General features: G+C 70.6%; 25 protein-coding genes. 9 read left to right on the top strand and 16 right to left on the bottom strand.

Going from position 1 to position 22,293, the window contains the following annotated elements; all coding sequences use genetic code 11:
* Positions 1–49: 49 nt before the first annotated feature.
* Together atpB and DY262_RS20700 are read right to left on the bottom strand one after the other, a co-directional pair.
* A complete protein-coding gene (atpB, locus tag DY262_RS20695) occupies positions 50–916 on the bottom strand; it encodes a F0F1 ATP synthase subunit A (RefSeq protein WP_116960956.1) in 867 nt (288 codons plus the stop codon).
* 22 nt (positions 917–938) lie between these two features.
* Entirely contained in the window at positions 939–1,445 is a 507-nt protein-coding gene (locus DY262_RS20700) for an ATP synthase subunit I (protein WP_116960957.1), read from the bottom strand.
* 141 nt (positions 1,446–1,586) lie between these two features.
* Here DY262_RS20700 and DY262_RS20705 point away from each other — a divergent pair, with 141 nt between their 5' ends.
* The 4 genes from DY262_RS20705 to lipA are packed head-to-tail and all read left to right on the top strand — an operon-like array spanning position 1,587 to position 4,454.
* Complete coding sequence (locus DY262_RS20705; RefSeq protein ID WP_116960958.1) at positions 1,587–2,462, top strand: D-amino acid aminotransferase; 876 nt, start codon at positions 1,587–1,589, stop codon at positions 2,460–2,462.
* Positions 2,463–2,471: 9 nt separating this feature from the next.
* On the top strand, positions 2,472–2,756 hold the full coding sequence (locus tag DY262_RS20710) for an HP0495 family protein (protein ID WP_116960959.1): 285 nt from the start codon (positions 2,472–2,474) through the stop codon (positions 2,754–2,756).
* A gap of 4 nt (positions 2,757–2,760) precedes the next feature.
* Complete coding sequence (gene lipB, locus DY262_RS20715) at positions 2,761–3,453, top strand: lipoyl(octanoyl) transferase LipB (protein WP_116960960.1); 693 nt, start codon at positions 2,761–2,763, stop codon at positions 3,451–3,453.
* A gap of 20 nt (positions 3,454–3,473) precedes the next feature.
* A complete protein-coding gene (gene lipA, locus DY262_RS20720; RefSeq protein WP_116960961.1) occupies positions 3,474–4,454 on the top strand; it encodes a lipoyl synthase in 981 nt (326 codons plus the stop codon).
* Between the two features lie 13 nt (positions 4,455–4,467).
* Here lipA and DY262_RS20725 read toward each other — a convergent pair whose 3' ends face one another.
* From DY262_RS20725 to DY262_RS20760, 8 genes are all read right to left on the bottom strand, one after another.
* Positions 4,468–5,823, bottom strand: a complete 1,356-nt coding sequence (locus DY262_RS20725; protein ID WP_116960962.1) for an amidase — start codon at positions 5,821–5,823, stop codon at positions 4,468–4,470.
* On the bottom strand, positions 5,823–6,989 hold the full coding sequence (locus tag DY262_RS20730) for an ABC transporter substrate-binding protein (protein WP_116960963.1): 1,167 nt from the start codon (positions 6,987–6,989) through the stop codon (positions 5,823–5,825). The genes DY262_RS20725 and DY262_RS20730 overlap by 1 nt, the downstream gene beginning before the upstream one ends.
* A 61-nt stretch (positions 6,990–7,050) precedes the next feature.
* Entirely contained in the window at positions 7,051–7,767 is a 717-nt protein-coding gene (locus DY262_RS20735; RefSeq protein ID WP_116960964.1) for an ABC transporter ATP-binding protein, read from the bottom strand.
* Complete coding sequence (locus tag DY262_RS20740) at positions 7,760–8,551, bottom strand: ABC transporter ATP-binding protein (RefSeq protein ID WP_116960965.1); 792 nt, start codon at positions 8,549–8,551, stop codon at positions 7,760–7,762. Before DY262_RS20740 ends, DY262_RS20735 begins: the two co-directional genes overlap by 8 nt.
* Entirely contained in the window at positions 8,548–9,513 is a 966-nt protein-coding gene (locus tag DY262_RS20745) for a branched-chain amino acid ABC transporter permease (RefSeq protein ID WP_116960966.1), read from the bottom strand. Before DY262_RS20745 ends, DY262_RS20740 begins: the two co-directional genes overlap by 4 nt.
* Positions 9,510–10,370: a branched-chain amino acid ABC transporter permease gene (locus DY262_RS20750; protein ID WP_116960967.1), complete on the bottom strand. Its 861-nt coding sequence runs from the start codon at positions 10,368–10,370 to the stop codon at positions 9,510–9,512. The genes DY262_RS20745 and DY262_RS20750 overlap by 4 nt, the downstream gene beginning before the upstream one ends.
* 33 nt (positions 10,371–10,403) lie before the next feature.
* Positions 10,404–11,597 carry an ABC transporter substrate-binding protein gene (locus DY262_RS20755; RefSeq protein ID WP_116960968.1) on the bottom strand — a complete coding sequence of 398 codons (1,194 nt, stop codon included), beginning with the start codon at positions 11,595–11,597 and terminating at the stop codon, positions 10,404–10,406.
* A gap of 39 nt (positions 11,598–11,636) precedes the next feature.
* Entirely contained in the window at positions 11,637–12,890 is a 1,254-nt protein-coding gene (locus DY262_RS20760; RefSeq protein WP_116960969.1) for an NAD(P)/FAD-dependent oxidoreductase, read from the bottom strand.
* A 275-nt stretch (positions 12,891–13,165) separates the two neighbouring features.
* Here DY262_RS20760 and DY262_RS20765 point away from each other — a divergent pair, with 275 nt between their 5' ends.
* Genes DY262_RS20765 through DY262_RS20775 form a run of 3 tightly spaced genes read left to right on the top strand, consistent with a single transcriptional unit; the run spans position 13,166 to position 15,503 of the window.
* Positions 13,166–13,900, top strand: coding sequence for a GntR family transcriptional regulator (locus tag DY262_RS20765; protein WP_070401237.1), 735 nt, complete (start codon positions 13,166–13,168; stop codon positions 13,898–13,900).
* 10 nt (positions 13,901–13,910) lie between these two features.
* Positions 13,911–14,600 (top strand): AraC family transcriptional regulator, encoded by a 690-nt coding sequence (locus DY262_RS20770; protein WP_116960970.1) that lies wholly within the window; start codon positions 13,911–13,913, stop codon positions 14,598–14,600.
* Between the two features lie 60 nt (positions 14,601–14,660).
* Complete coding sequence (locus DY262_RS20775; RefSeq protein ID WP_116960971.1) at positions 14,661–15,503, top strand: DMT family transporter; 843 nt, start codon at positions 14,661–14,663, stop codon at positions 15,501–15,503.
* Positions 15,504–15,510: 7 nt separating this feature from the next.
* Here the strand turns inward: DY262_RS20775 and ptsP are convergent, their stop codons facing one another.
* The 5 genes from ptsP to DY262_RS20800 are packed head-to-tail and all read right to left on the bottom strand — an operon-like array spanning position 15,511 to position 19,735.
* A complete protein-coding gene (gene ptsP, locus DY262_RS20780; RefSeq protein WP_116960972.1) occupies positions 15,511–17,256 on the bottom strand; it encodes a phosphoenolpyruvate--protein phosphotransferase in 1,746 nt (581 codons plus the stop codon).
* Positions 17,253–17,522 (bottom strand): HPr family phosphocarrier protein, encoded by a 270-nt coding sequence (locus DY262_RS20785; RefSeq protein WP_070401241.1) that lies wholly within the window; start codon positions 17,520–17,522, stop codon positions 17,253–17,255. The genes ptsP and DY262_RS20785 overlap by 4 nt, the downstream gene beginning before the upstream one ends.
* Complete coding sequence (locus tag DY262_RS20790; RefSeq protein WP_116960973.1) at positions 17,491–17,937, bottom strand: PTS sugar transporter subunit IIA; 447 nt, start codon at positions 17,935–17,937, stop codon at positions 17,491–17,493. The genes DY262_RS20785 and DY262_RS20790 overlap by 32 nt, the downstream gene beginning before the upstream one ends.
* Positions 17,934–19,205: an MFS transporter gene (locus DY262_RS20795; RefSeq protein WP_116960974.1), complete on the bottom strand. Its 1,272-nt coding sequence runs from the start codon at positions 19,203–19,205 to the stop codon at positions 17,934–17,936. The genes DY262_RS20790 and DY262_RS20795 overlap by 4 nt, the downstream gene beginning before the upstream one ends.
* A complete protein-coding gene (locus DY262_RS20800; protein ID WP_116960975.1) occupies positions 19,202–19,735 on the bottom strand; it encodes a hypothetical protein in 534 nt (177 codons plus the stop codon). Before DY262_RS20800 ends, DY262_RS20795 begins: the two co-directional genes overlap by 4 nt.
* A gap of 70 nt (positions 19,736–19,805) precedes the next feature.
* On the opposite strand from DY262_RS20800, the gene DY262_RS20805 reads away from it, so the two are divergent.
* Both DY262_RS20805 and DY262_RS20810 read left to right on the top strand, forming a co-directional pair.
* Complete coding sequence (locus DY262_RS20805; protein WP_116960976.1) at positions 19,806–21,071, top strand: CaiB/BaiF CoA transferase family protein; 1,266 nt, start codon at positions 19,806–19,808, stop codon at positions 21,069–21,071.
* A 6-nt stretch (positions 21,072–21,077) separates the two neighbouring features.
* Positions 21,078–21,482 carry a thioredoxin family protein gene (locus DY262_RS20810; protein ID WP_116960977.1) on the top strand — a complete coding sequence of 135 codons (405 nt, stop codon included), beginning with the start codon at positions 21,078–21,080 and terminating at the stop codon, positions 21,480–21,482.
* Positions 21,483–21,582: 100 nt separating this feature from the next.
* Here the strand turns inward: DY262_RS20810 and DY262_RS20815 are convergent, their stop codons facing one another.
* Positions 21,583–22,287: a DUF4197 domain-containing protein gene (locus DY262_RS20815; RefSeq protein ID WP_116960978.1), complete on the bottom strand. Its 705-nt coding sequence runs from the start codon at positions 22,285–22,287 to the stop codon at positions 21,583–21,585.
* Positions 22,288–22,293: the final 6 nt, after the last annotated feature.

Consider the following 22,293-nt stretch of genomic DNA (forward strand, 5'->3'; position numbering starts at 1 on the left):
TGATTGAGAAAAGGAACGAAATTACCCGAGCGCGTCCTGGACGGTCGCGTCAGTGAGCGTCATGCGCCTGCCCCAGGTAGATAAGGGCCAGCATCATGAAGATGAACGCCTGCAAGGTGATGACCAGGATGTGGAACAAGGTCCACACCGTGCCGGCGATCAGGTGTCCGACGAAGAAGAGTCCACCGCCGAGCGAGAGGGTGGCATAGGCCCCCAGCAGCGCGATCAGCATGAACACCAGCTCACCCGCGAACATGTTGCCAAACAACCGCATGCCGTGCGAAACCGTCTTCGCCACGAACTCGATCATTTGCATCAGGAAGTTGACCACGCCCAGCAGCACCGCCCAGAGCGGGTTCTTGCTGGTGCCGAAGGGAGCGGACACCAATTCGTGCGCCCAGCCGCCCAGGCCCTTGATCTTGATGTTGTAGAACAGGCAGAGCAGCAGGACGGAGACGGACAGGCCCAGGGTCGTGGACAGGTCGGCCGTGGGCACCACGCGCAGGTAGTCCTTGAAGCCCATGGCGGGGCCGGCGCTGTGCCAGATCTGGGGAATCAGGTCGACCGGGATCATGTCCATGAAGTTCATCAGGAAGATCCAGACGAACACGGCCAGGGCGAGGGGGGCGATGAGCTTGCGGCTGGTGGCGTTGTGGATGACGGCCTTGGCCTGGTTGTCCACCATTTCGACCAGGATCTCGACGGCGGCCTGGAAGCGGCCCGGCACACCGGCGGTGGACTTGCGCGCGGCCAGCCACAGCACGACGCACATGAGCAGGCCCAGCAGGCTGCTGACAACCACCGAATCCACGTTGATCACGGAGAAGTCGACGATGCTCGACTGCTTGTGGTTCGTCAGGTGAACGAGGTGGTGGCGAATGTATTCGCCCGGGGTCAGAGTGCCTTCAGCAGCCATTTGTGTGCACCAAAACGCGGAGTCAACCGTTTGCGACCGGTCTGCGGGTCTGGAGGAGCACCCCAAACCAGTAGACCTTGAGAACCAACACCAGCCCGATCAGCAGCCCGATCCAGTTCGGCTCGGGCAGGATCCAGACCGCCGCGGCCAGCAGAGCCACCGACAGCAGGACTTTCACGCCCTCCCAGAACAGGAAACCGACCAGCGCGGCCTGCGCAAAGCCCGACGAGAGCCGGGACAAGGCGCTGGAGGTCAATCCGTAGGCCATGAGGGCCGAAGGGATCGCCACCGTTGCCGCGCCGTACAGGACCGACACCGCGACAGAGGCCCGCTGCGTGAGCAACGCGGCAACCGCGGCGGCGAGCAGCCCCACCAGCCACTGCACCCCCACCAGCCGCCAGAGCGATAGCCCCGGCTGGCTGGCGCGCCATTGCCGCGCTTCCTCGCGCGTCAACGGCTTGAATTCGGGTTCTTGCGCCCCATCTCCGAGGTCATCGGTCAAGGGCGGCGTCGGCTTGGCAGTCAGCATGGGTCGACAACGCGGTTGACGGAGAGATGACGGACCGGTCAGGTTCGCAAAGCCATTGATTATACGTAGAAACCCGATGGGCCAGTCAAGGCTGGGGGGCGGTCGCGCGCGGGCGAAAACACCCAGCCGGATAATCCCCTCATGAACCCTCCCCTGCCCGATTCGCTCTGCTTTCTCAACGGCGACTACAGCGCCCTGCGCGACGCGCGCATCAGCGTGCTCGATCGCGGCTTCATCTTCGGTGACGGCGTTTACGAGGTGCTGCCGGCCTACGGCGGACGGATCTTCCGCTTCACCGAGCACATGGACCGGCTGGACCGCTCGCTGCGCGAGCTGCGCATCGCCAACCCGCACACGCGCGACGAGTGGCTGGCGATCGCGCGTCGGCTGATCGCCGACCGCCAGGCCGCGGGCGTGGTCAACCAGTTGATCTACCTGCAGGTCACGCGCGGCGTGGCGCCGCGCGACCACGTGATGGTGCCGGGGCTGACGCCCACGGTGTTCGTGATGGCCGGCGAGATGAAGCTGCCCAGCCCCGAGCAGCGCGCCAAAGGCGTGGCCTGCGTGACGGCCGACGACTTCCGCTGGCAGAAGGCCCATATCAAAAGCACCAGCCTGCTGGGCGCGGTCTTCGCACGCCAGATCAGCGCCGACGCCGGCGCGCTGGAGACCGTGATGTTCCGCGACGGCTTCCTCAGCGAGGCCGCGGCCAGCAACGTCTGGGTGGTGAAGAACGGCACCGTGATGGGGCCGCCCAAGGACCACCTGGTGCTGGAAGGCATCCGCTACGGCCTGATCGAGTCGATCTGCCGCGACAACGGCATCCCCTTCGAGCTGCGCCGCGTGTCGCGCGACGAGGTGCTGGCCGCCGACGAGCTGCTGCTGTCCTCGGCCACCAAGGAGGTGCTGCCCATCACCACGCTCGACGGCCGCCCCGTGGGCAACGGCCAGCCCGGTCCGGTGGGCGCGCGCCTGCTGGCCGCCTACCAGCGCGCCGTGGCCGAGCAATCCCTCTGAGGCCACGCCATGCACACGCCCCCCGACATCCCGCCCGAGCAGTCGCTCATCACCTACCCCGCCCATTTCCCGATCAAGGTGATGGGCGACAACGTCGAGGGCTTCGCCGAGGCCATCATCGAGTTGGTGCGCAACTTCGACCCGTCCTTCGACGCCGCCACGCTGGAGCGCCGGCCCAGCAAGGCCGGCAACTACATGGGGCTGACGGTGGCCGTGTTCGTCACCAGCCGCGACCAGCTCGACGAGGTCTACCGCACCCTGACCACGCACCCCATGGTCAAGGTCGTGCTCTGATTCCATGGACGTGCGCTGGCTCGGCCGGGCCGCCTACCGGCCCACCTACGAAGCCATGCAGGCCTTCACCGCCGCACGCGTGTCCGACACGCCCGATCAGCTCTGGGTCTGCGAGCACCCACCGGTGTTCACGCAAGGCCTGGCCGGGCACGAAGACCACCTGCTCGCGCCCGGCGGCATCGAGGTGGTGGCCACCAACCGCGGCGGCCAGGTCACTTACCACGGCCCGGGCCAGGTGGTGGCCTATCCGCTGATCGACCTGCAGCGCGCCGGCTACTTCGTCAAGGAATACGTCTACCGCATCGAAGAGGCGGTGATCCGCACGCTGGACCATTTCGGCGTCACCGGCCACCGCGTGGCCGGCGCGCCCGGCATCTACGTGCGGCTGGACGACCCGCGCGGCCACGCGCGGCTGCCGCAGGCGCCCGCGCGGCGCGAACCCGGCAGTCCGCCGCCCGCGCCCGACTTCACCGGCCTGGGCAAGATCGCGGCGCTGGGCATCAAGGTGAGCCGGCACTGCACCTACCACGGCGTGGCCCTGAACGTGGCCATGGACCTGCAACCCTTCCGCCGTATCAACCCGTGCGGCTACGCCGGGCTGGAAACGGTGGACCTTTCTACAATCGGCGTCCCCGTCACCTGGGACGACGCGGCCGCCGTCCTGAGCCAGAAGCTCGGCGCACTGCTGGCGCCCTGAGCCCATCGCCCCCCTTTGCCATGAGCACGACCTACGATCCCACCGCCAAGCAGAAAAGCCAGGCCAAGACCGCGCGCATCCCCATCAAGATCGTGCCGGCCGAGACGCTCAAGAAGCCGGAGTGGATCCGCGTCAAGGCGGGCAGTCCGAGCACCCGCTTCTACGAGATCAAGGACATCCTGCGCAGCAACAAGCTGGTGACGGTGTGCGAGGAGGCCAGCTGCCCCAACATCGGCGAGTGCTTCGGCAAGGGCACGGCCACCTTCATGATCATGGGCGACAAATGCACGCGCCGCTGCCCGTTCTGCGACGTCGGCCACGGCCGCCCCGATCCGCTGGACGCCGACGAGCCGCTCAACCTCGCCAAGACCATCGCGCAACTCCAGCTCAAGTACGTGGTGATCACCAGCGTGGACCGCGACGACCTGCGCGACGGCGGCGCGGGCCATTTCGTCGAGTGCATCCGCAAGACGCGCGAACTCTCCCCCCAGACCACCATCGAGGTGCTGGTGCCCGACTTCCGCGGCCGCGACGACCGCGCGCTGGACATCCTGAAGGCCGCGCCGCCCGACGTGATGAACCACAACCTGGAGACCGTGCCGCGCCTGTACAAGGAAGCGCGCCCGGGCTCGGACTACGCCTTCAGCCTGAACCTGCTCAAGAAGTTCAAGGCCCTGTTCCCGAACGTGCCGACCAAGAGCGGCATCATGGTCGGCCTGGGCGAGACCGACGAGGAGATCCTGCAGGTGATGCAGGACATGCGCGAGCACGGCATCGACATGCTCACCATCGGGCAGTACCTGTCGCCCAGCGGCCACCACCTGCCGGTGCGCCGCTACGTGCACCCCGACACCTTCAAGATGTTCGAGGCCAAGGCCTACGAGATGGGCTTCACCCACGCCGCCGTGGGCGCCATGGTGCGCAGCAGCTACCACGCCGACCAGCAGGCCCACGGCGTGCTGGAAGCGCTGGCGGCGCCGGCGTCCGCCGGCCCGCGCTGAGCGCCCGGCCCGCTCAGCGGGCCTCGGCCAGCAGCGCCTCGATGCGCGCGCCGGCCACCAAGACCGCGGCGTCCTGGAAGCGCGGCCCCACCACCTGCACGCCAAAGGGCGCGCCCTCGGCGTCGGCGCCCAGCGGCAGGCTCAGCGCCGGCTGCTGCGTGAGGTTGAACGGGTAGGTGAAACCGCCCACGGCCTCGAACCAGGGCCCGGCGCCCACCTCGCCCAGCGGCGGCGCCGCGCCTGGCGTGGCCGGCGTGATCAGCAGGTCGACGTCGGCGAAGCGCCGCGCCAGCGCACCGCTCCAGGTGCGCAGCCGGGCGCGGGCGCGGGCCAACTCGGCCGGCGCCTGCGCGGCGCCCTGCCCGTACGCGTCGCGCAGGCCCGGCGAGAGGCGCTCGCGTTGCGCCTCGGTCCAGTCCACGAAGGACTCATGGATGCGCGACAGCCACACGCGCCACATGTCCTCGGCGCGCTCACTCGCGGCCTCGGGCCAGTGGATCAGCGTGTGGCCCGCGCCGGCCAGGCGCTCCACCAGCGCCGCCACGGCCTCGGCCACGGCCGGCTGGACGGCCCGCGACGAGCCCAGCGACAGCGTCCAGGCCACGCGCAGGGCGCGCGCGGGCGGCGCCTCGGTCCGCGCGAACAGCGAAGAAGGGTCGCGCGCGTCGGCTTGCGACAGCACGCGCATGGCCAGGGCGCAGTCGGCCACCGAGCGCGTGAACGTGCCCAGGTGCGCGAACTCGGCGAAGGCGCTGGCCGGCGCCAGCGGGATGGCGCCGAAGCTGGGCTTGAAACCCACCGTGCCGCTCCACGACGCGGGCAGGCGCACCGAGCCGCCGGCGTCGCTGCCCAGGGCCAGCGGCCCCCACCCGGCGGCCACCTGCGCGGCCGCCCCGCTGCTGGAGCCGCCGATCTCGCGGTCCGGCGCCGCAGGGTTGCGGGTGGTGCCGGCCTGCGGGTTCGACGAGCCCACGGTCCAGCCGAACTCGGTGGTGGTGGTCTTGCCGAACAGCACCGCGCCGCCCGCGCGCAGCGGCGCCACGCCGGGCGCGTCCTGCGGCACAGGGTCGTCGCTGCCGCTCAGCGAGCCGCGCCGCGTGGGCCAGCCGGCCACGTTCACGAGGTCCTTGATGGAGACCGGCACGCCGTCCAGCACCGACAGGGGCCGGCCCTCTTGCCAGCGCCGGCCCGAGGCCTCGGCCTCGCGCGCGGCCGCCGCGCGGTCGAGCAGGCAGAAGGCGTTGATGCCGCGCGCGTCGGCCTCGATGGCGTCGAACAGCTGGTCCAGCGCCTGCAGCGGGTGCAGGCGGCCGTCGCGGTAGGCCGCGGTCAGCCCGGCGATGTCCAGGGACAGGGCGTCGACGGCCATCAGGGCGCCGCCTTGAAGGTTTCGAACTCGACGTTGTAGTACGCGCCGTCCTGCTTCTCGAAGCGGCGGATGTACTGGTCATGCACCACGTCGCGGCTGCTCTTGTCGATGGTCAGGCTGCCGCGCGGGCTGTCGATCTTCAACCCGGCCAGCGCGGCGATCAGCGTCGGCCCGTCGGCCTTGCCGCCGGTCTTGGCCAGCGCCGCGTACAGCGCGGCCATGCCGTCGTAGGCGGCCACGCCCATGATGGTGGGGCGCGACTTCGGGTCGCGCTGGGCCTTGAACTCGCGCACGAAGCGCTCGTTCAGCGCCGACTTGTGGTGCATGGAATAGGGGTACACGGTGGTGATGCCCACGCCGCGCTCGCCGATCGCCTCGACCAGGGCCTCGTCGACGATGTCGCCGGTGCCGATGAGCTGGATGCCGGCCTCGGGCAGGCCCTTGTCGCGGTACTCCTTGATGAAGGCCGGCGCCACGTCGCCGCCGTTGACGAAGGAGAACAGCACGTCGGGCCGGGCGTCCTTCACGCGCTGCATGTAGGGCGCGAAGTCCAGCGTCATGAGCGGCGTGCGCACGCTGCCCACGATCTCGCCGCCGGCCTTCTTGAAGGCCGCGATGAAGGCCGCCTCGGCGTCGTGGCCTGGCGAGTAGTCGGCCACGATCACATAGGCCTTCTTCGCGCCCTGCTGAATGGCCCATTGCGCGATCGGCGGCACCGTCTCGGGGTAGTGGAAGGAGGTGCGCACCATGTAGGGCGACTTGGCGGTGAGCCCGCCGGCAGCCGCGTTCATGACGATCATGGGCACCTTGGCCTGGGTGGCGATCGGCGCCACCGCCAGCGCGTTCGGCGTGAAGCCGAAGCCCGCGAGCACGTTCACCTTCTCGCGCACCACCAGCTCGGTGGCGATGCGCTTGGCCGCGTCGGGGTTGGGCCCGCCCACGTCCTTGATCACCACCTCCACGCGCTTGCCGGCCACGCTGTCGCCGTGCATCTTCTGGTAGGCCCGTATGCCGGCCTGCATCTGCTTGCCGAATTCGGCGAAGGGGCCGGACATCTCGGCGATGACGCCGACGCGCACGGTGTCCTGGGCGAAGGCCGCTGGCGCGGCCACCAGGCCCAGGGCGACGAGTGCGCCACCGAGGGCTTTCTGGAAGGGAAATGGCATGACAGGTGTCCTCATGGGGGGTTGAACCGGGCGCCTCGGCGCCCGCGATGGGATCGGGGGATCAGGCGGGTTCGGCGATGCCCACGCCCAGCAGGCCTTCGAGCAGGGCCGCGTCCTGGGCCAGCGCCGCGCTCGGCCCCGCGTGCACCACGGTGCCGCGCTCCAGCACGATGGCCTGGTGCGTCATCTCCAGCGCCAGCACAGGGTGCTGTTCCACGACGATGGACGCCAGGCCTTCCTGCTCGCAGAGCCGGCGGATCGAGACCGCCAGCTCCTCCACGACGATGGGCGCCAGGCCTTCCATGGGCTCGTCCAGCAGCAGCAGGCGCGGGTTGGTCATCAGCGCGCGGCCGATGGCCAGCATCTGCTGCTCGCCGCCCGAGAGCTGGTTGCCGTAGTTGCCGCGCCGCTCGCGCAGACGCGGGAACAGCGCGTAGACGCGCTGCAGGTTCCACGGCCCCTTGGTGGCGATCACCGTGAGGTTCTCCTCCACCGTGAGCGAGGGAAAGACCTCGCGCTCCTGCGGCACCCAGCCCAGGCCGGCGCCGGCGCGGCGGTGCGAGGGCCAGCGCGTGATGTCCTGCCCGGCCCAGCGCACGGCGCCGCGCATCACGCGCGTATTGCCCATCAGGGTTTCGAGCAGCGAGGTCTTGCCCACGCCGTTGCGGCCCAGCACGGCGAGGCTCTGCCCCTCGTCGAGCGAGAAGTCCAGTTCGTGCAGCACGATGGCGTTGCCGTAGCCGGCCACCACCCGGTCGAAAGCCAGCAGCTCAGCCATGCGACACCTCCGCGGGGATGACGCGCGTGGCCTTCGTGTGGGACTGGCCGAGGTAGACCTCGCGCACGCGCGGGTCGCGGCCGATTTCGGCCGGCGTGCCCTCGGTGAGCACCTGCCCCGTGACCAGCACCGAGATGCGGCGCGCGAAGCGAAAGACCAGTTTCATGTCGTGTTCGATGAAGAGGACGCTGATGTCCGACGGCAGCGCGGCGATGACCTCGAAGAGCTCGCCGCTCTCGTCCTCCGGCACGCCGGCGGCCGGCTCGTCGAGCAGCAGGATGCGCGGCCTGGCCGCCATGGCCAGCGCGATCTCCAGCAGGCGCTGCTTGCCGTAGGGCAGCTCGGCCACCGGCACCTCGGCCAGCGCGTCGAGCTTCAGGCGCCCGAGCAGCTCGTGCGCCTCCGCGTAGACGGCGACATGCCGCTTGAGCGGGCGCCACCACACGGCGCCCAAGCCCTCGCGTTCGCTGATCGCCAGCACCACCGAGCTCAGCGGCGTGAGGCTGGGGAACAGGGTGTTGATCTGGAAGGTGCGGGCCAGGCCGCGGCGCGCGCGCCGGTCGGCCGACAGCGCGGTCACGTCCTCGCCGTTCATGAGCACGCGGCCGGCCGAGGGCTTGTAGATGCCGGTGAGCAGGTTGATCAGCGTGGTCTTGCCGGCGCCGTTGGGGCCAATCAGGGCCTGGCGCGCGCCAGGCTCCAGCGACAGGCTGACATCGCTCACCGCGCGGAAGGCACCGAAGGAGATGCCCAGGCCATGGGTCTGCAGGGCGGGCGTATTCATCGGGCGGCCTCCCGGGTCTGGAACAGGCGCGAGAGCGCGCCCATGAGGCCGCCGCGGCCCAGCAGCACCGCCGCGATGAGGAAGAGGCCCAGCCAGAACTGCCAGTACTGCGGGTTCATGTCGGCGAACCAGTCGTGCACCAGCATGTAGACGATGGCGCCGACCAGGCCGCCGTAGAGGCGCCCCGTGCCGCCCAGCACCAGGATGATCAGGATCTCGGCCGAGCGGTTGAAGCCGATCGATTCGATGCCGACGAACTGCGTGGTCTGCGCCAGCAGCGCGCCCGCGACGCCGGCCACGCCGGCCGACAGCGCGTAGGCCAGGCGCAGGCGCGCGTCCACCGGCGAGCCGATGGCCAGCATGCGCTTGCGGCTGTCGTGGATGCCGCGCAGCGCCAGACCGAAGGGCGAGCGCAGGATCAGCCGCACGCCCAGGAAGACCAGCAGCACCATGCAGAAGGCGTAGACGAAGGCGGTCTGGCCGAACAGGTCGAACTCGAAGCGGCCGAACAGCGGCTGCACCACCATGCCCTGCAGGCCGTCGGTGCCGCCGGTGATGCCCGAGAGCCGGTTCGCCAGTTCGGCCAGCAGCATGCACACGCCGATGGTGATCATCAGCCGCGCCAGGTCGGTTCCACGCACCACCAGGGTGCTGAGCAGGTAGCCGAGCGCCACGCAGACCAGCAGCGCCACCAGCAGGCCCGAGAAGGGCTCGCCCCAGCCGTGCTTGGCCAGCAGGCCGGCCGCGTAGGCGCCCGCGCCGAAGAAGGCCGCGTGGCCCACGGTGAGGATGCCGGCGTAGCCCAGGGCCATGTCCAGCGACACGGCGAACAGGCCGAAGATGAGGATCTGGCTCATCAGGCTCAGGTGCTCGGGCAGCAGGAAGTAGCACGAGGCCAGGGCCAGCCAGAAGAACACCTCGGCCGCGCGCAGCTGCGCGGGCTTCAGGACGATGGGCTTCATGCCAGGCCCTTTCGCGGGACGATCCCGTTGGGTCGCACGAGCAGCATGACGATCATGACCACGTAGATGAGGAAGGCGCCCGCCTCGGGCAGGTAGTACTTGCCGGCCACGTCCACGATGCCCACCATCAGCGCGGCCACGAAGGGACCGGTGATGGTGCCGGCGCCGCCGACGCAGACCACGATGAGGAAGTACACGAGGTACTTCAGCGGAAAGCTGGGCTCCAGCCCCAGCATGCCCAGGCTGAGCGCGCCGCCCAGGCCCGCCAGGCCGCAGCCCAGCGAGAAGGTGAGGAAGAACAGGCGCTGCACCGGAATGCCGGTGCCGGCGGCCACGCGCTGGTTGTCCACCGCCGCGCGCACCATGGCGCCGTAGCGGGTGCGCCCCAGGCCCAGCAGCAGGGCCGCGAGCACCAGCAGGCCGCAGACGATGAGGAACAGGCGGTAGCGGCTCACCTCCAGCCCCAACAGGGACAGGCGGCCGTCGAGGGACTCGGGCAGCGTGAACGGCTGCATCGTGGGGCCGAAGAACCAGGTGAAGGCCGCCACCGACACGAACACGATGCCGATGGACAGCAGCACCTGGTCGAGCGGGTGCGCCTTGTACAGCCGCCGGTAGAGCAGCGCCTCGAACAGCGCGCCCACCAGCGCCGCGGCGACGAAGGCCGCCGCGAGCGCGGGGTAGAAACCCAGGCCGTAGCGGTTCATCAGCAGCGCCGCCGCGTAGCCACCCACCATGGCGAAACTGCCGTGGGCCAGGTTCACGAAGTTCATCAGGCCCATCGTGATGGACAGGCCCACTGCTATGAGGAACAGGAGCATGCCGTAGGCCACTCCATCGAAGATCACGATCGCCATGGGGATCCGTTCACAAGGCCGCCGGGCGCCCGTTCAAGGGGCGGCCTTGGCCGGGTCCTTCACGCGCTCGAACTGGTCGAACTCCACGTTGACGAGCTTGCCGTTCACGCGCTCGGTCTTGCGGATGTAGACGGTCTGCACAATGTCGCGCGTGGCGGCGTCGATCTCCACCGGGCCGCGCGGGCTCTCGAACTGCAGGCCCTTGAGGGCCTCCATGACCTTCTCGCCGCGGGTGTCGCCCTGGGTCTTGGCCAGCGCGGCCTCGATGGCCGAGAGCGCGTCGTAGGCCGAGACGGCGAAGTAGCTCGGGCGCATGGCCTTGCCGAACTGGGCCTCGAAGTCCTTCACGAACTTCTGGTTCTTGGCCGAGGGGTGCGCGTAGGAGTAGTGGTGGCTGGTGACCAGGCCCAGGGCCACGTCGCCGGTGGCGTCGAGGTAGCTGTCGTCGGTGGCTTCGCCGGTGGCGAAGAGCTGGATGCCGGCGGCTTCCATGCCGCGTTCCTTCCACACCTTCAGGAAGGCCGGCGGCATCACGCCCGAGGGGAAGAAGAAGAACACCGCCTGCGGCTTGGCGTCCTTGATGCGCTGCACGTAGGCCGAGAAGTCGGGGTTGTTCATGGGCGTGCGCAGCTCGCCGGCGATCTGGCCGCCACCGGCCGTGAAGGCCTTCTTGAACGCGGTCTCGGCATCGACGCCCGAGGCGTAGTCGGCAACCACCGTGTAGACGTTGTTCACGCCCTTGCGCAGCAGCCAGCGGGCCATCGGGTCCGACACCTGCTGCACCGTGAACGAGACGCGCGCGATGTAGGGCGAGCTGGTGGTGATGGCCGAGGACGAGGCGTTGGCCACGATGGTAGGCACCTTGGCCTGGGTGGCGATGGGCGCGACGGCGTAGGCGTTGGGGCTGAAATCCAGGCCGGTGATGAAGCTCACCTTGTCGCGCACCACCAGCTCCTGCGCAAAACGCTTGGCCGCGTCGGGCGCCGGGCCGGCGGTGTCCTTCTTGACGATCTGCACCGGGCGGCCGGCGATCTGGCCGTTGCGCTCCTTGAGGAAGAGCGCGATCCCGGCGTCGAACTGGCGACCGTAGTCGGCGTAGGGACCGGAGTAGGTGGCGATCAGGCCGATGCGCAGCGGCTCGGCGGCCTGCGCGGCCCCGAGCGCGCCCAGGGCGCCGAGGCCGGCCAGACCGAGTGCGGCGATGGCTTGTCGTTTGGTGAGGGTCATGGTGGGGCTCCGTGAGGAAGGGATGAATGCAAAAGGGGTTCAGGCCGCAGCGCTCTGCGCCGCCATGGCGGCCTTGAGGTCGCTGTCCGGATCGGCCAGGACCTGCGGCGACAGGCGCGCGCCCGCCGCGATGAGCTGGCGGCTCAGCAGGTGTTCGCCGGGGCGGTTGACGCTGTGCGCGGCCGCGACCGCGCCGTCGCGCAGGTAGAAGACGCTGAAGCGCCCGCTGGCGGGCTCGCCGCGCAGCACGGCCTCGTCGTCGGCCCGGGCCACGCCGGCCATCTGGAACTTGAGGTCGAACTGGTCGCTCCAGAACCAGGGCACGGCGGTGTTCGGGCGGGGCTGGCCGACCAGCAGGCTGGCGGCGGCGCGCGCGCCGTCGGTGGCGGCCTGGATGGATTCGTGCCGCACGCGCGGCGCGCCGGGCGAGGGCGCCACGGCGGCCACGTCGCCGGCCGCCAGCACGCCCTCGGCCGAGGTGCGGCCCAGCGGGTCGGTGACGATGCCGTTGTCCACCGTCAGGCCGGCGTCGCGCGCGAGTTCGCTGTTGGGCCAGACGCCAATGCCCAGCACCACCAGATCGCAGTCGATGCGTTGGCCATCGGCCAGCTCGACGGCGGCCACGCGGCCATTGGCGCCCAGCAGACCGCGCACGCCGCGCCCGGTCAGCACCCGCACGCCGCGCTGGCGGTGCGCGTCTTCCACGAAGGCCGCCATGCGCTCGGGCAGGCTGCGCGCCAGCAGGCGCGGCTGGGTCTCGACCACGCAGACCTCGGCACCGCGCGCGCGCAGCGCGGCCGCCACCTCCAGGCCGATGAAGCCGCCGCCGATCACGCAGACCGAGCGCGCGGATGCGGCGGCCTCGGCCACGCGCAGCGCGTCGTCCAGGGTGCGCAAAGGCAGCACGCCGTCCAGTTCGGCGCCGGGCAGCGGCAGGGCGCGGGCGCGCGCGCCGGTGGTGAGCGCCAGCCAGCCGTGCTCGAGCACGCTGCCGTCGTCCAGCGTGAGGCGGCGCGCCGCCAGGTCCAGCGCGGCGACGCGGCGGCCCAGGCAGAGCCCGATGCGCTTCTGGGCATAGAACTCGGGCGCGCGCAGCCAGAGCTGGTCCACCGTGGCTTTGCCGGTGAGCAGGCCCTTGGACAGTGGCGGGCGCTGGTAGGGCGGGTGTGGCTCGTCGCCGACGATGAGGATGTCCTCCTCGAAACCCAGCTCGCGCGCGCTGCTGGCGAGCTGCAATCCGGCGTAGGAGGCGCCGACGATGACCAGGGGCCGGGTCGTTGTGCTGCGGGTCATGGGCTCACTCCGGTTCGGGGGTATCGGGGCGCCGCATTGTATGCAAGTGAATTCATCAAACCAACACAGTCAGGCAATCAGGCGACAAGCGCGAGATGTCCAATGAAAAATAAAGGGTTAACCCGAATCAAACAGGCACCAATTTGGAGCAATCGATGGACTTTTGAGATCAATGTCAAATCATTGCATGCAGCTTGCATGCCAACCAATCGTCATGGCGTGCATTCGTGGCCGGCTCTCCTAGAATTCCCCGCCCGCATCCCCTGTTCAACCGCATGGACTCCCAACAATCCCGCGTGCTGGTGCAGCTGCGCGACCTGATCCTCAAAGGCGAGTTCGTGCCGGGCGAGCGCCTGGCCGAGATCCCGCTGGCCGAGAAGCTCGGCGCCTCGCGCACGCCGGTGCGCCTGGCGCTGGCCAGCCTGGAACACGAAGGCCTGATCGAGCCCTCGCCGACGGGGGGCTACCAGATGCGCCGCTTCACCTCGCAGCAGATCGCGGACGCGATCCGCGTGCGCGGCCTCATCGAGGGTTTTGCCGCCCGCCTGCTGGCCGAGGAAGGCGCGCCGCGCCAGCTGCTGCGCGAGCTGCACGAATGCCTGGAGCGCGGCGACCAGACGGTCAACAAACCGACCATGGAGCTGGACGACTACACGGCCTACGTCGAGGCCAACGACCGCTTCCACCAACTCATCATGGACGGCTGCGGCAACTCGGTGCTGCGCCGGATCATGGACATGCTGGACGCCATGCCCTTCGCCTCGCCCAGCTCCATGCTGCCCATGCAGTCGTCCATGGAGGAGGGCCAGCAGTGGATGCGCCTGGCCCAGCGCACGCACCACGCCATGGTGCAGGCCATCGAGCGCGGCCAGGGCTCGCGCGCCCAGGCCCTGGGCGAGGAGCATGTGGAGATCGCGCGCATGAACCTGGACTACGCGCTGGAGCGGCCCGAACTCGCCACGCGGCTGATGCCCGGCATGCGGCTGGTGGCCACCAAGAACAAGGCCTGAGGACACCCCCATGGGCCGCACCGCCCCCGCCCACGACCACCTGAGCGTGCGCGCCTACGGCGCCTCGCACGGCTGCCACGACCACGGGCATTTCCAGATCCTGGTCGGCCTGGAGGGCGCGCTCGAACTGGAGATCGCGGGCCGCGGGCAGCGCATCGCCGCGGGCGACGGCTGCGTCGTGCCGCCGGGCGAGCGCCACGACTTCGAGGCGCGCCAGGGCGCGCGCTGCCTGGTGCTGGACAGCCACGCCAGCGACTGGGCCTTGGCCATGCCCGGGCCCACGGCCGCCACGCAGGCGCTCGCGCGCTACCTCGCCGAGGCCTGCGCGCGTGGCCTGCCCCGCGCCCTGGCCCTGGGCCCCACCCTGCTGCTGGAGAGCTGGCTGCCCGAGGGCAGCGCGCCCCGGCGCGCGCGCCGCGCGATCGACTGGTCCGCGCTGGCCGACTGGGCGCGCACGCGCTGGGCGCACGAGGCCATCGAGGTGGGCGATCTGGCCGCGCGCGCGCACCTGAGCCCGGCGCAGTTCGCCGCCCGCTGTCGCGAGGAGCTGGGCCTGAGCACGCAGCGCTGGCTGCGCGGGCTGCAGCTCGAGCAGGCGCGCCGGCTGCGCGCCCAGGGCCTGCCCGTGGCCGAGGCCGCGCGGCGCAGTGGCTACCGCTCGCCCTCGGCGCTCACGGCGGCGCTGCGCCGCCGCGCCTGAGCCGCGCCGCGCGACGATGGACCCGCGCCGCGCGACGGCGCGCCGCGCGATGATCGCGGGATGCGTTCCGCCAACCTGCTCGCCCTGGGCGCGATCGCGCTGTGGGCCTCGCTCGCCGCGCTCGGCGTGGCCCTCTCGCACGTGCCGCCCTTTCTGCTGACCGGCCTGGGCCTGCTCGTCGGCAGCCTGATCGCCTTGCCGCTGTCGCGCTTCGACCTGCGCCGCTGGCGCGTGCCACCGAGCACGCTGGCGCTGGGCATCTACGGCCTGTTCGGTTTTCACTTCCTGCTGTTCATCGCGCTGCGCCACGCGCCTCCGGTGCAGGCCAACCTCATCAACTACCTCTGGCCATTGGGCATCGTGGTGATGGCGCCGCTGATCCTGCCGGGCGTGGGCCTGGGCGCGCGCCACCTGAGCGCCGCGCTGATCGGTTTCGCGGGCGCCGCCCTGGCCATCCTCGGCCGCGCCGAGGATGGCGCCGGCACCGCCTGGTCCTGGGGGTACCTGCCGGCGCTGGGTTCGGCGTTCATCTGGGCCACCTACTCGCTGCTCACCAAGCGCGTGGCGCCCTTCCCCACCGCCGCCATCGGAGGCTTCGCCGCGGCGTCGGGCGTGTTGTCGCTGCTGTGCCACGCGGCACTGGAGCCCTCGGTGGCGCTGTCGGCTCGGGATGGGGCGCTGATCGCGCTGCTGGGCCTGGGCCCATTGGGCGGCGCCTTCTTCCTGTGGGACGCGGCACTCAAGCGCGGCGACGCCCGTCAGATCGGCGTGCTGAGCTTTCTCACGCCGCTGCTGTCGACCTGCACTTTGCTGGCGGTGCGCGGCGAATGGCCCAGTGCCTCGGTGCTGGTGGCGGCCGCCATGATTGTGGGCGCGGCGGTATTGGCCACGCGCGCGCGCTGAGACCGCCTCAGTCGACCAGCAGCGCGGCCGGGTCGTCGGACTGCAGCACGGTCTGCGCCCAGGCGGCCAGCTTGCCCGTGTCGCTGCGCAGGATCTGCTGCTTGACCGCGAGGATGCGCGAGGGGTGCATGGAGAAGCTGCGCAGCCCCAGGCCCAGCAGCAGGCGCGTGAGCGTCACGTCGCCCGCCATCTCGCCACACACGCTCACGCCCTTGCCCTGGGCGCGCGCCTGCGCGATGGTGCTGGCCACCAGCTGCAGGACCGCCGGGTGCAGCGGGTCGTACAGGTGCGACACGGCCTCGTCGGCGCGGTCGATGGCCAGGGTGTACTGGATCAGGTCGTTGGTGCCGATCGACAGGAAGTCGAAGTGGCGCAGGAACAGCGGGATGGTCAGCGCCGCCGCGGGCACCTCGATCATGGCGCCGAGCCGCACCTCGCCGAAGGGCACGTCGGCCACGGTGAGCTGGTCGCGCGCGCGGTTCACCAGGGCCAGGGTCTGGCGGATCTCGCTCGCGTGCGCGAGCATGGGAATGAGCAGGTTGACCGGTCCGTGCGCGGCCGCGCGCAGGATGGCACGCAGCTGCTCGAGGAACATGGCCGGGTCGGCCAGGCTCCAGCGGATGGCGCGCAGGCCCAGGGACGGGTTGAGGTGGTCATCGCCGCGCGCGGCGCTGCGGTCCAGCGGCTTGTCGGCGCCCACGTCCACGGTGCGGATGGTGACCGGCAGGCCCTGCATGCCCTCGACGGCGCGGCGGTAGGCGCGGTACTGCTCCTCCTCGTCGGGCAGGCGGCCGTTGCGGCCCATAAAGAGGAACTCGCTGCGGAACAGGCCCACGCCAGCGGCACCGGCCTTGAGCGCGCCCACCACGTCGTCGGGCTGCTCGATGTTGGCCAGCAGCTCGATCTTCTGGCCGTCGAGCGTGACGGCCGGCGTGTTCTTCAGCCGGGAGAGCTTCTCGCGCTCGACCTCGCCCTGGCGTTGCTTGTAGCCGTACTCGGCCAGCACGATGGGCGACGGATCGACCACCACCACGCCGGCGTCGCCGTCGATCACCACCCAGTCGTCCTGGCGGATCAGGTGGCTGGCCGAGCGCGCACCGACCACGGCCGGGATGTCCAGGCTGCGCGCCACGATGGCGGTGTGGCTGGTCTTGCCGCCGACGTCGGTGACGAAGCCGGCGAACACGCTCTGCTTGAACTGCAGCATGTCGGCCGGCGAGAGGTCGTGCGCAATCAGCACCAGCGGCTCGTCCTCGCTCGCGCGCGCGGCCGCGACGGTGGGCGCGGCGATCGGCGTGGCCTGGCCGCGCATCACGCGCAGCATGCGGTCCACCAGTTGCTCCAGGTCGGCCTTGCGCTCGCGCAGGTACGGGTCCTCCATCTCGTCGAACTGGCGCGAGATGACCTCCAGCTGCGTGGTCAGTGCCCATTCGGCGTTGTAGTGCCGGTCCTGCACCCAGTGCTTCACGCCGTCGGTGAGCTGTTCGTCCTGCAGCAGCATGAGGTGCACGTCGAGCAGCGCCGCGAGTTCGGGGTGGGCGTCGACCTGGCCCAGGCCGACCAGGCCCTGCTGCACGCGCAGGATCTCCTCGGCCACCGCCTTTCGGGCCTGGCGCAGGCGCTCGATCTCCCCCTCCACCTCGTGCGCCGCGATGAGGCGGTGCGCCACGTCCACGCGGCTGGCGGCGACGATCACTGCCCGCCCGATGGCCACGCCTCGGGACACCGCCAGGCCGTGAACGCTGAAGGTCATTCCCCTTCGCCGAACTTGTCGTTGATGAGGGCCAGCAGCGCGTCCATCGCGGCGCGCTCGTCGCTGCCATCGGTCTCGATGTCCACCGTGCTGCCCAATCCCGCGGCCAGCATCATCACGCCCATGATGCTCTTGGCGTTGACGCGGCGTTCACCGCGCGACATCCAGACGTCGCTGATGAAGGTGCCCGCCAGCTTGGTGAGCTTGGCCGAGGCGCGGGCGTGCAGGCCCAGCTTATTGCTGATGGTCGCGGTGGTCTTGATCATGCGAGGATCGTCGGGCCTGGTTTTGCGGAGCGGTCACGGCCACCTGCATCACGCCCTGCGTGGCGCCGATGATGGCGCGCGAGATCAGCGCGTCGAGCGACTCGTGGCGGTAGCTCACGGTGCGCAGCAGCATGGGCAGGTTCACGCCGCAGACGAGCTTGCTGCGCACGCCGTCGATGAGGCGCTGGGCCACGTTGCAGGGCGTGGCGCCGAACATGTCGGTGACCACCAGGGTCTGCGGACGGGCCATCTGGGCCAGCAACGCGCGCGCCTGGGCCAGGGTTTCTTCGGGCGGCACGTTGGGCTGCACGTCCAGCGCCACCACCGCGTCCTGCGCGTCGGGAAAGACGTGCAGCACGCACTGCCGCAGGGCCGAGGCCAACGGGGCGTGCGCGATCAGCAGGATGCCGTTCATGCGCGCAGTGTAGCGGCGCGGTCCCGCTCGATGCGGCGCCAGCCGCGCCAGAACAGGCCGTAGGCCGTCACGCAACACAGCGCGAACAGGGCCACCGCGCCGCGGTAGCGGTCGGGCTCGCTCCAGCCGAAAACGTCCAGCGCGTCGATCGCCAGGCCGATGCCCCACTGCAGCACGAACACGCCGGCGAAGATGACCAGGTTGTAGGCCGACAGCGCGCGGCCTGCGGCCTGCGGCGGCAGGGCCAGGGCCACGGCCGGCTGCGACAGCGCCACGAAGGTGGAGCTGACGCAGAACAGCGCCCAGAGCAGCCAGCCCGCGCGCGGGCCCAGCCAGGCGATGGCCACGATCACCACCAGGCTGATGGGCAGACCCCAGCCGATCAGCGACTCGGGCCGGATGCCGCGGCGCGCCAGGTGCGGGTTGACCACGCCCCAGGTCCAGAAGGACGCGAGCATGCTCAGGTTGATGGCGAACAGGCCCATGGCGGCCTCGTCCGGCGTGTAGCCGGCGACCTTGACCATCCAGGGCCCGGCCCACAGCGCCTGCACGGCCACCATGCCGCCATAGTTCATGAAGCCCACGGGCACCATGGTGCGGAAGTAGTGGTCGCGCCAGATGAGTCCGTAGCCGCCATCGGGCGAACCGGCGGCCGGCGCGGGTGCGTTCGCGTGCCGCGTCCACGCCGGCACCGACCAGGCCAGCGCCGCCATGGACAGCACGAACAGCAGGGCCAGCGCCCAGAACAGGCCGCGCCAGCCGATCACGGGCAGCAGCCATTGCACCGGCAGCGTGGAGGCCACCATGCCCATGGAGCCGGTCATCAGCATCCAGGAATTGGTGCGCAACTGCACGGCGGGGCTGAACCAGCGGCGAAAGCCCGTGAGTGGCGCCATGAGGCAGGCGCTCAGCCCCATGCCGGTGAGCACGCGCGCGGCCAGCAGGCTGTAGAAACTGTCCGCCAGCGCGAAGGCCACGCTGCCCGCCACGGCCATGGCCAGGAAGGCCAGCACCACGCGCTTGGGGCCGTGGTGGTCGAGCCAGCGGCCCATGGGCAGCTGCGTGAGCGCGAAACCGAAGAAATAGCCGCCCGCGAGCAGGCCGAGGTGGCCCGGCGTGAGCGAGAGTTCCGCGCTCAGCGTGGGCGAGAGCGTGGCCGTGATCGCGCGCACCAGGGCCGACAGGAAATACGTGCCGGCGAAGACGAGGAACACCGTCACCGCCACGCGCGGGGCGAGCAGTTCGTCGTGGGCGCTGGAAACGCTCATGGCAGTCGGACTCCCTCGAAGAAGGTGGCGGCGAGCTCGGGCTCGATGGCGCGGCCGTAGATGGCCGCGTGCAGCAGCTGGCCGCCCCGCATGGCGTGCAGGGCGCGCACCTGGACGGGCTCGCCGCCGGGGTTGCGCCCGCTGGCCTGCAGGCCGAGCGCGCGGTCGCTGCCCGGCACGCCGGCCGGCCAGGACGCGGCGGGGTCGTCGGCCAGGGCCGGGTCGGCCTGCACCGCCAGCAGCGTGGCGCGGCGCCAGGCCTCGAGCGCCAGCGCCGCGCGCGCGGCGTCGCCCGCGTCGACCCAGGCCACGGCGAAGGTCAGCCCGCCGGTGTCGCAGCTGAGCATGTGCAGCGTGGCGTTCAGGCCGCCCAGCGGCACCTCGCGCTCGGCGCGCTCGGGCTTGCAGGGCATCAGGGCCTCCACGGGCGCGCCGTCGGCGCGCACGGTGCGCCAGTTGAAGGTGGGGGTGCAGGCGGCGATGAGCAGCAGCCCGGCCAGGGCGCCGGCGAGTCGTCGGGAACGGGTCATGGAACTGGACGGGGGCCGGGGTCCGCGGGGCGCGGCACCGGGGCGCGAGGGTCTCGCGCACAATGCACGGATGAATGCTCTGGATGGTATCCGCATCCTCGATTGCTCGCGGGTCCTCGCCGGCCCGTGGTGCACCCAGACCCTGGCCGACCTGGGCGCCGACGTGGTGAAGGTGGAGCGCCCGCGCGGCCCCGACCACCCCGGCGGCGACGACACGCGCGGCTGGGGCCCGCCCTTCCTGCGCGGACGCGACGGCCAAGACACGGCCGAGGCGGCCTACTACCTGGGCGCCAACCGCAACAAGCGCTCCATCACCTGCGACCTCTCCGTGCCCGCCGGGCAGGCGCTGATCCGCGAACTGGCCGCCCGGGCCGACGTGTTCGTGGAGAACTACAAGGTGGGCGACATGGCGCGCTACGGGCTGGACTTCGCCGAGCTGCGCGCGCTCAATCCGCGCCTGGTCTATTGCTCCATCACCGGCTTCGGCCAGACCGGCCCGTACAAGGACCGCGCGGGCTACGACTACGCGGTGCAGGGCATGGGCGGCCTCATGAGCATCACCGGCGAGCGCGACGACCTGCCCGGCGGCGGCCCGCAGAAGGTGGGCGTGGCCGTGGCCGACCTGTTCACCGGGCTGTACGCGACCGTCGCCATCCAGGCCGCGCTGCGCCACGCCGAGCGCACCGGCGAAGGCCAGCACATCGACATGGCCCTGCTCGACACGCAGGTGGCCATGCTGGCCAACCTGGGCGCCAACTACCTGGTGCGCGGCCGCGCCGATGGAAAAGTGCCGGGCCGCGCGGGCAACGCGCACGCCAACATCGTGCCCTACCAGGTGTTCGAGGTCGCGCCCGACGGCAGCGGCCAGGCGCAGCACATCATCCTGGCCGTGGGCAACGACGGCCAGTTCGCCAAGTTCTGCGACGTCGCCGGCCGGCCCGAACTGGCCCACGACGAGCGCTTCGCGCGCAACCAGAACCGCGTGCGCCACCGCGCCGTGCTGGTGCCGCTGCTGGAGGCCGTGATGAAGACGCGCGGCAAGGCCGACTGGCTGGCCGCCCTGGAAGCCGCCAAGGTGCCCTGCGGCCCCATCAACGACCTGGCCGAAGTGTTCAGCGACCCGCAGGTGCGCGAGCGCGGCATGGTCCACACCTGGGAACACCCGCTGGCCGGCGCCATGGACCTGGTCGCCAGCCCCATCAAGATGAGTGCGACGCCCGTGTGCAATCACCGCCCGCCGCCGCTGCTGGGCCAACACACCGAGGAGGTGCTCGCCGAGTGGCTGGGCGCCGACGCCGCGCGCCTCGCGCAACTCCGCGGCAGCGGAGCGATCTGAACCGCCATGGCCTACCAACCCCTGCCCACCCCCCCATCGCTGCGCGCCGCGGCCGACGCCACGGCCGCGCGCGGCGAACCCCTGGTCGTGATGATCACGCTGCGCGGCTGCGTCTATTGCGAGCTGGTGCGCAACAGCTACCTGCACCCGCTCATGCGCGAGGGCCGACTGATCGCCGTGCAGCTCGACCTGCAGGACAAGGCCACCGCCATACAGGACTTCGGCGGCCGCACCACCACGCCCGCCGCCCTGGCCGAGGAATGGCGGGTGCGCCTGACACCCACGGTCCTCTTCTTCGGCCCCGAGGGCCGCGAACTGGCCGAGCGGCTGGAGGGCGTGACCTCCACCGACTTCTACGGCAGCTACCTGGACGACCGACTGGAGTCTGCGCGTCGCCGCCTGAAGAAGTAGCAGCCACTCACTTACAGAAACACAGAAGAACCGGCTCTGCCGGGCGGCGGTTGCCCCCGCGCCGAGGACCTGGTGTGTCGCGCAAAGCGCGGCAGCGGTGTTACTTGATCGCGCCGAACACCTTCTTGAGGATGTCGCTGCCCGTGCCCACCGGGTCCTGGCGGATCTTGCGCTCCTCCTCGCCGATGATGGTGTAGAGGCCGTCGAGCGACTTGCCGGTGACGTAGCGCTCGATGTTGGCGTCCTCCTTTTTCACCAGCCCGAAGCCGGAGGCCTTCTCGGCCACGCGGTTGTAGCTGCGGGCCAGGCCCACCTTCTCGGTGGTTTTCGTGACCACCGGCAGGAATTTTTCGCCCAGCGGAGCGCGGGTCTTGTCGGCGAAGAAACGGGTGACGGAGTCGTCGCCGCCCGTCAGGATGTTCTTGGCGTCGGTCACGCTCATGGACTTCACCGCGCCGACCAGCAGGTCCTTGCCCAGGGGCACCGCCTGCTCGGCGGCACGGTTCATGCCGGTGATGAGCTCGTCCACCCGCTTGCCCTGGCCGGCGAAGCTGAGCAGCTTGGCCGCATCTTCCAGATAGCCGGGCAGGGGAATCCGAACTTTCGGGTTGCCGAGGAATCCATCCGTCTTGCCCAGCAAGGCCACGGCGGCCAGCGCGCCTTTCTCGAGCGCGGTGCGGATGCCGGCGGCGGCGTCCTTGTCCGTCAGGTCCGACAGGGACAATGCCCAGGCCTGGCGCTGGGCGGCGACAATCAGCAATCCCAAGCTGCCCAGGGACAGGTGATGAAACTGGCGGCGCTGCATGTGGGT

It is taken from the genome of Hydrogenophaga borbori (assembly GCF_003417535.1).
Lineage (GTDB): Bacteria > Pseudomonadota > Gammaproteobacteria > Burkholderiales > Burkholderiaceae_C > Hydrogenophaga > Hydrogenophaga borbori.

Bases quoted from the DNA above. Each gene is read 5' to 3' on its own strand.
- atpB (WP_116960956.1), bottom strand. From the start codon at position 916: ATGGCTGCTGAAGGCACTCTGACCCCGGGCGAATACATTCGCCACCAC.
- DY262_RS20700 (WP_116960957.1), bottom strand. From the start codon at position 1,445: ATGCTGACTGCCAAGCCGACGCCGCCCTTGACCGATGACCTCGGAGAT.
- DY262_RS20705 (WP_116960958.1), top strand. From the start codon at position 1,587: ATGAACCCTCCCCTGCCCGATTCGCTCTGCTTTCTCAACGGCGACTAC.
- DY262_RS20710 (WP_116960959.1), top strand. From the start codon at position 2,472: ATGCACACGCCCCCCGACATCCCGCCCGAGCAGTCGCTCATCACCTAC.
- lipB (WP_116960960.1), top strand. From the start codon at position 2,761: ATGGACGTGCGCTGGCTCGGCCGGGCCGCCTACCGGCCCACCTACGAA.
- lipA (WP_116960961.1), top strand. From the start codon at position 3,474: ATGAGCACGACCTACGATCCCACCGCCAAGCAGAAAAGCCAGGCCAAG.
- DY262_RS20725 (WP_116960962.1), bottom strand. From the start codon at position 5,823: ATGGCCGTCGACGCCCTGTCCCTGGACATCGCCGGGCTGACCGCGGCC.
- DY262_RS20730 (WP_116960963.1), bottom strand. From the start codon at position 6,989: ATGCCATTTCCCTTCCAGAAAGCCCTCGGTGGCGCACTCGTCGCCCTG.
- DY262_RS20735 (WP_116960964.1), bottom strand. From the start codon at position 7,767: ATGGCTGAGCTGCTGGCTTTCGACCGGGTGGTGGCCGGCTACGGCAAC.
- DY262_RS20740 (WP_116960965.1), bottom strand. From the start codon at position 8,551: ATGAATACGCCCGCCCTGCAGACCCATGGCCTGGGCATCTCCTTCGGT.
- DY262_RS20745 (WP_116960966.1), bottom strand. From the start codon at position 9,513: ATGAAGCCCATCGTCCTGAAGCCCGCGCAGCTGCGCGCGGCCGAGGTG.
- DY262_RS20750 (WP_116960967.1), bottom strand. From the start codon at position 10,370: ATGGCGATCGTGATCTTCGATGGAGTGGCCTACGGCATGCTCCTGTTC.
- DY262_RS20755 (WP_116960968.1), bottom strand. From the start codon at position 11,597: ATGACCCTCACCAAACGACAAGCCATCGCCGCACTCGGTCTGGCCGGC.
- DY262_RS20760 (WP_116960969.1), bottom strand. From the start codon at position 12,890: ATGACCCGCAGCACAACGACCCGGCCCCTGGTCATCGTCGGCGCCTCC.
- DY262_RS20765 (WP_070401237.1), top strand. From the start codon at position 13,166: ATGGACTCCCAACAATCCCGCGTGCTGGTGCAGCTGCGCGACCTGATC.
- DY262_RS20770 (WP_116960970.1), top strand. From the start codon at position 13,911: ATGGGCCGCACCGCCCCCGCCCACGACCACCTGAGCGTGCGCGCCTAC.
- DY262_RS20775 (WP_116960971.1), top strand. From the start codon at position 14,661: ATGCGTTCCGCCAACCTGCTCGCCCTGGGCGCGATCGCGCTGTGGGCC.
- ptsP (WP_116960972.1), bottom strand. From the start codon at position 17,256: ATGACCTTCAGCGTTCACGGCCTGGCGGTGTCCCGAGGCGTGGCCATC.
- DY262_RS20785 (WP_070401241.1), bottom strand. From the start codon at position 17,522: ATGATCAAGACCACCGCGACCATCAGCAATAAGCTGGGCCTGCACGCC.
- DY262_RS20790 (WP_116960973.1), bottom strand. From the start codon at position 17,937: ATGAACGGCATCCTGCTGATCGCGCACGCCCCGTTGGCCTCGGCCCTG.
- DY262_RS20795 (WP_116960974.1), bottom strand. From the start codon at position 19,205: ATGAGCGTTTCCAGCGCCCACGACGAACTGCTCGCCCCGCGCGTGGCG.
- DY262_RS20800 (WP_116960975.1), bottom strand. From the start codon at position 19,735: ATGACCCGTTCCCGACGACTCGCCGGCGCCCTGGCCGGGCTGCTGCTC.
- DY262_RS20805 (WP_116960976.1), top strand. From the start codon at position 19,806: ATGAATGCTCTGGATGGTATCCGCATCCTCGATTGCTCGCGGGTCCTC.
- DY262_RS20810 (WP_116960977.1), top strand. From the start codon at position 21,078: ATGGCCTACCAACCCCTGCCCACCCCCCCATCGCTGCGCGCCGCGGCC.
- DY262_RS20815 (WP_116960978.1), bottom strand. From the start codon at position 22,287: ATGCAGCGCCGCCAGTTTCATCACCTGTCCCTGGGCAGCTTGGGATTG.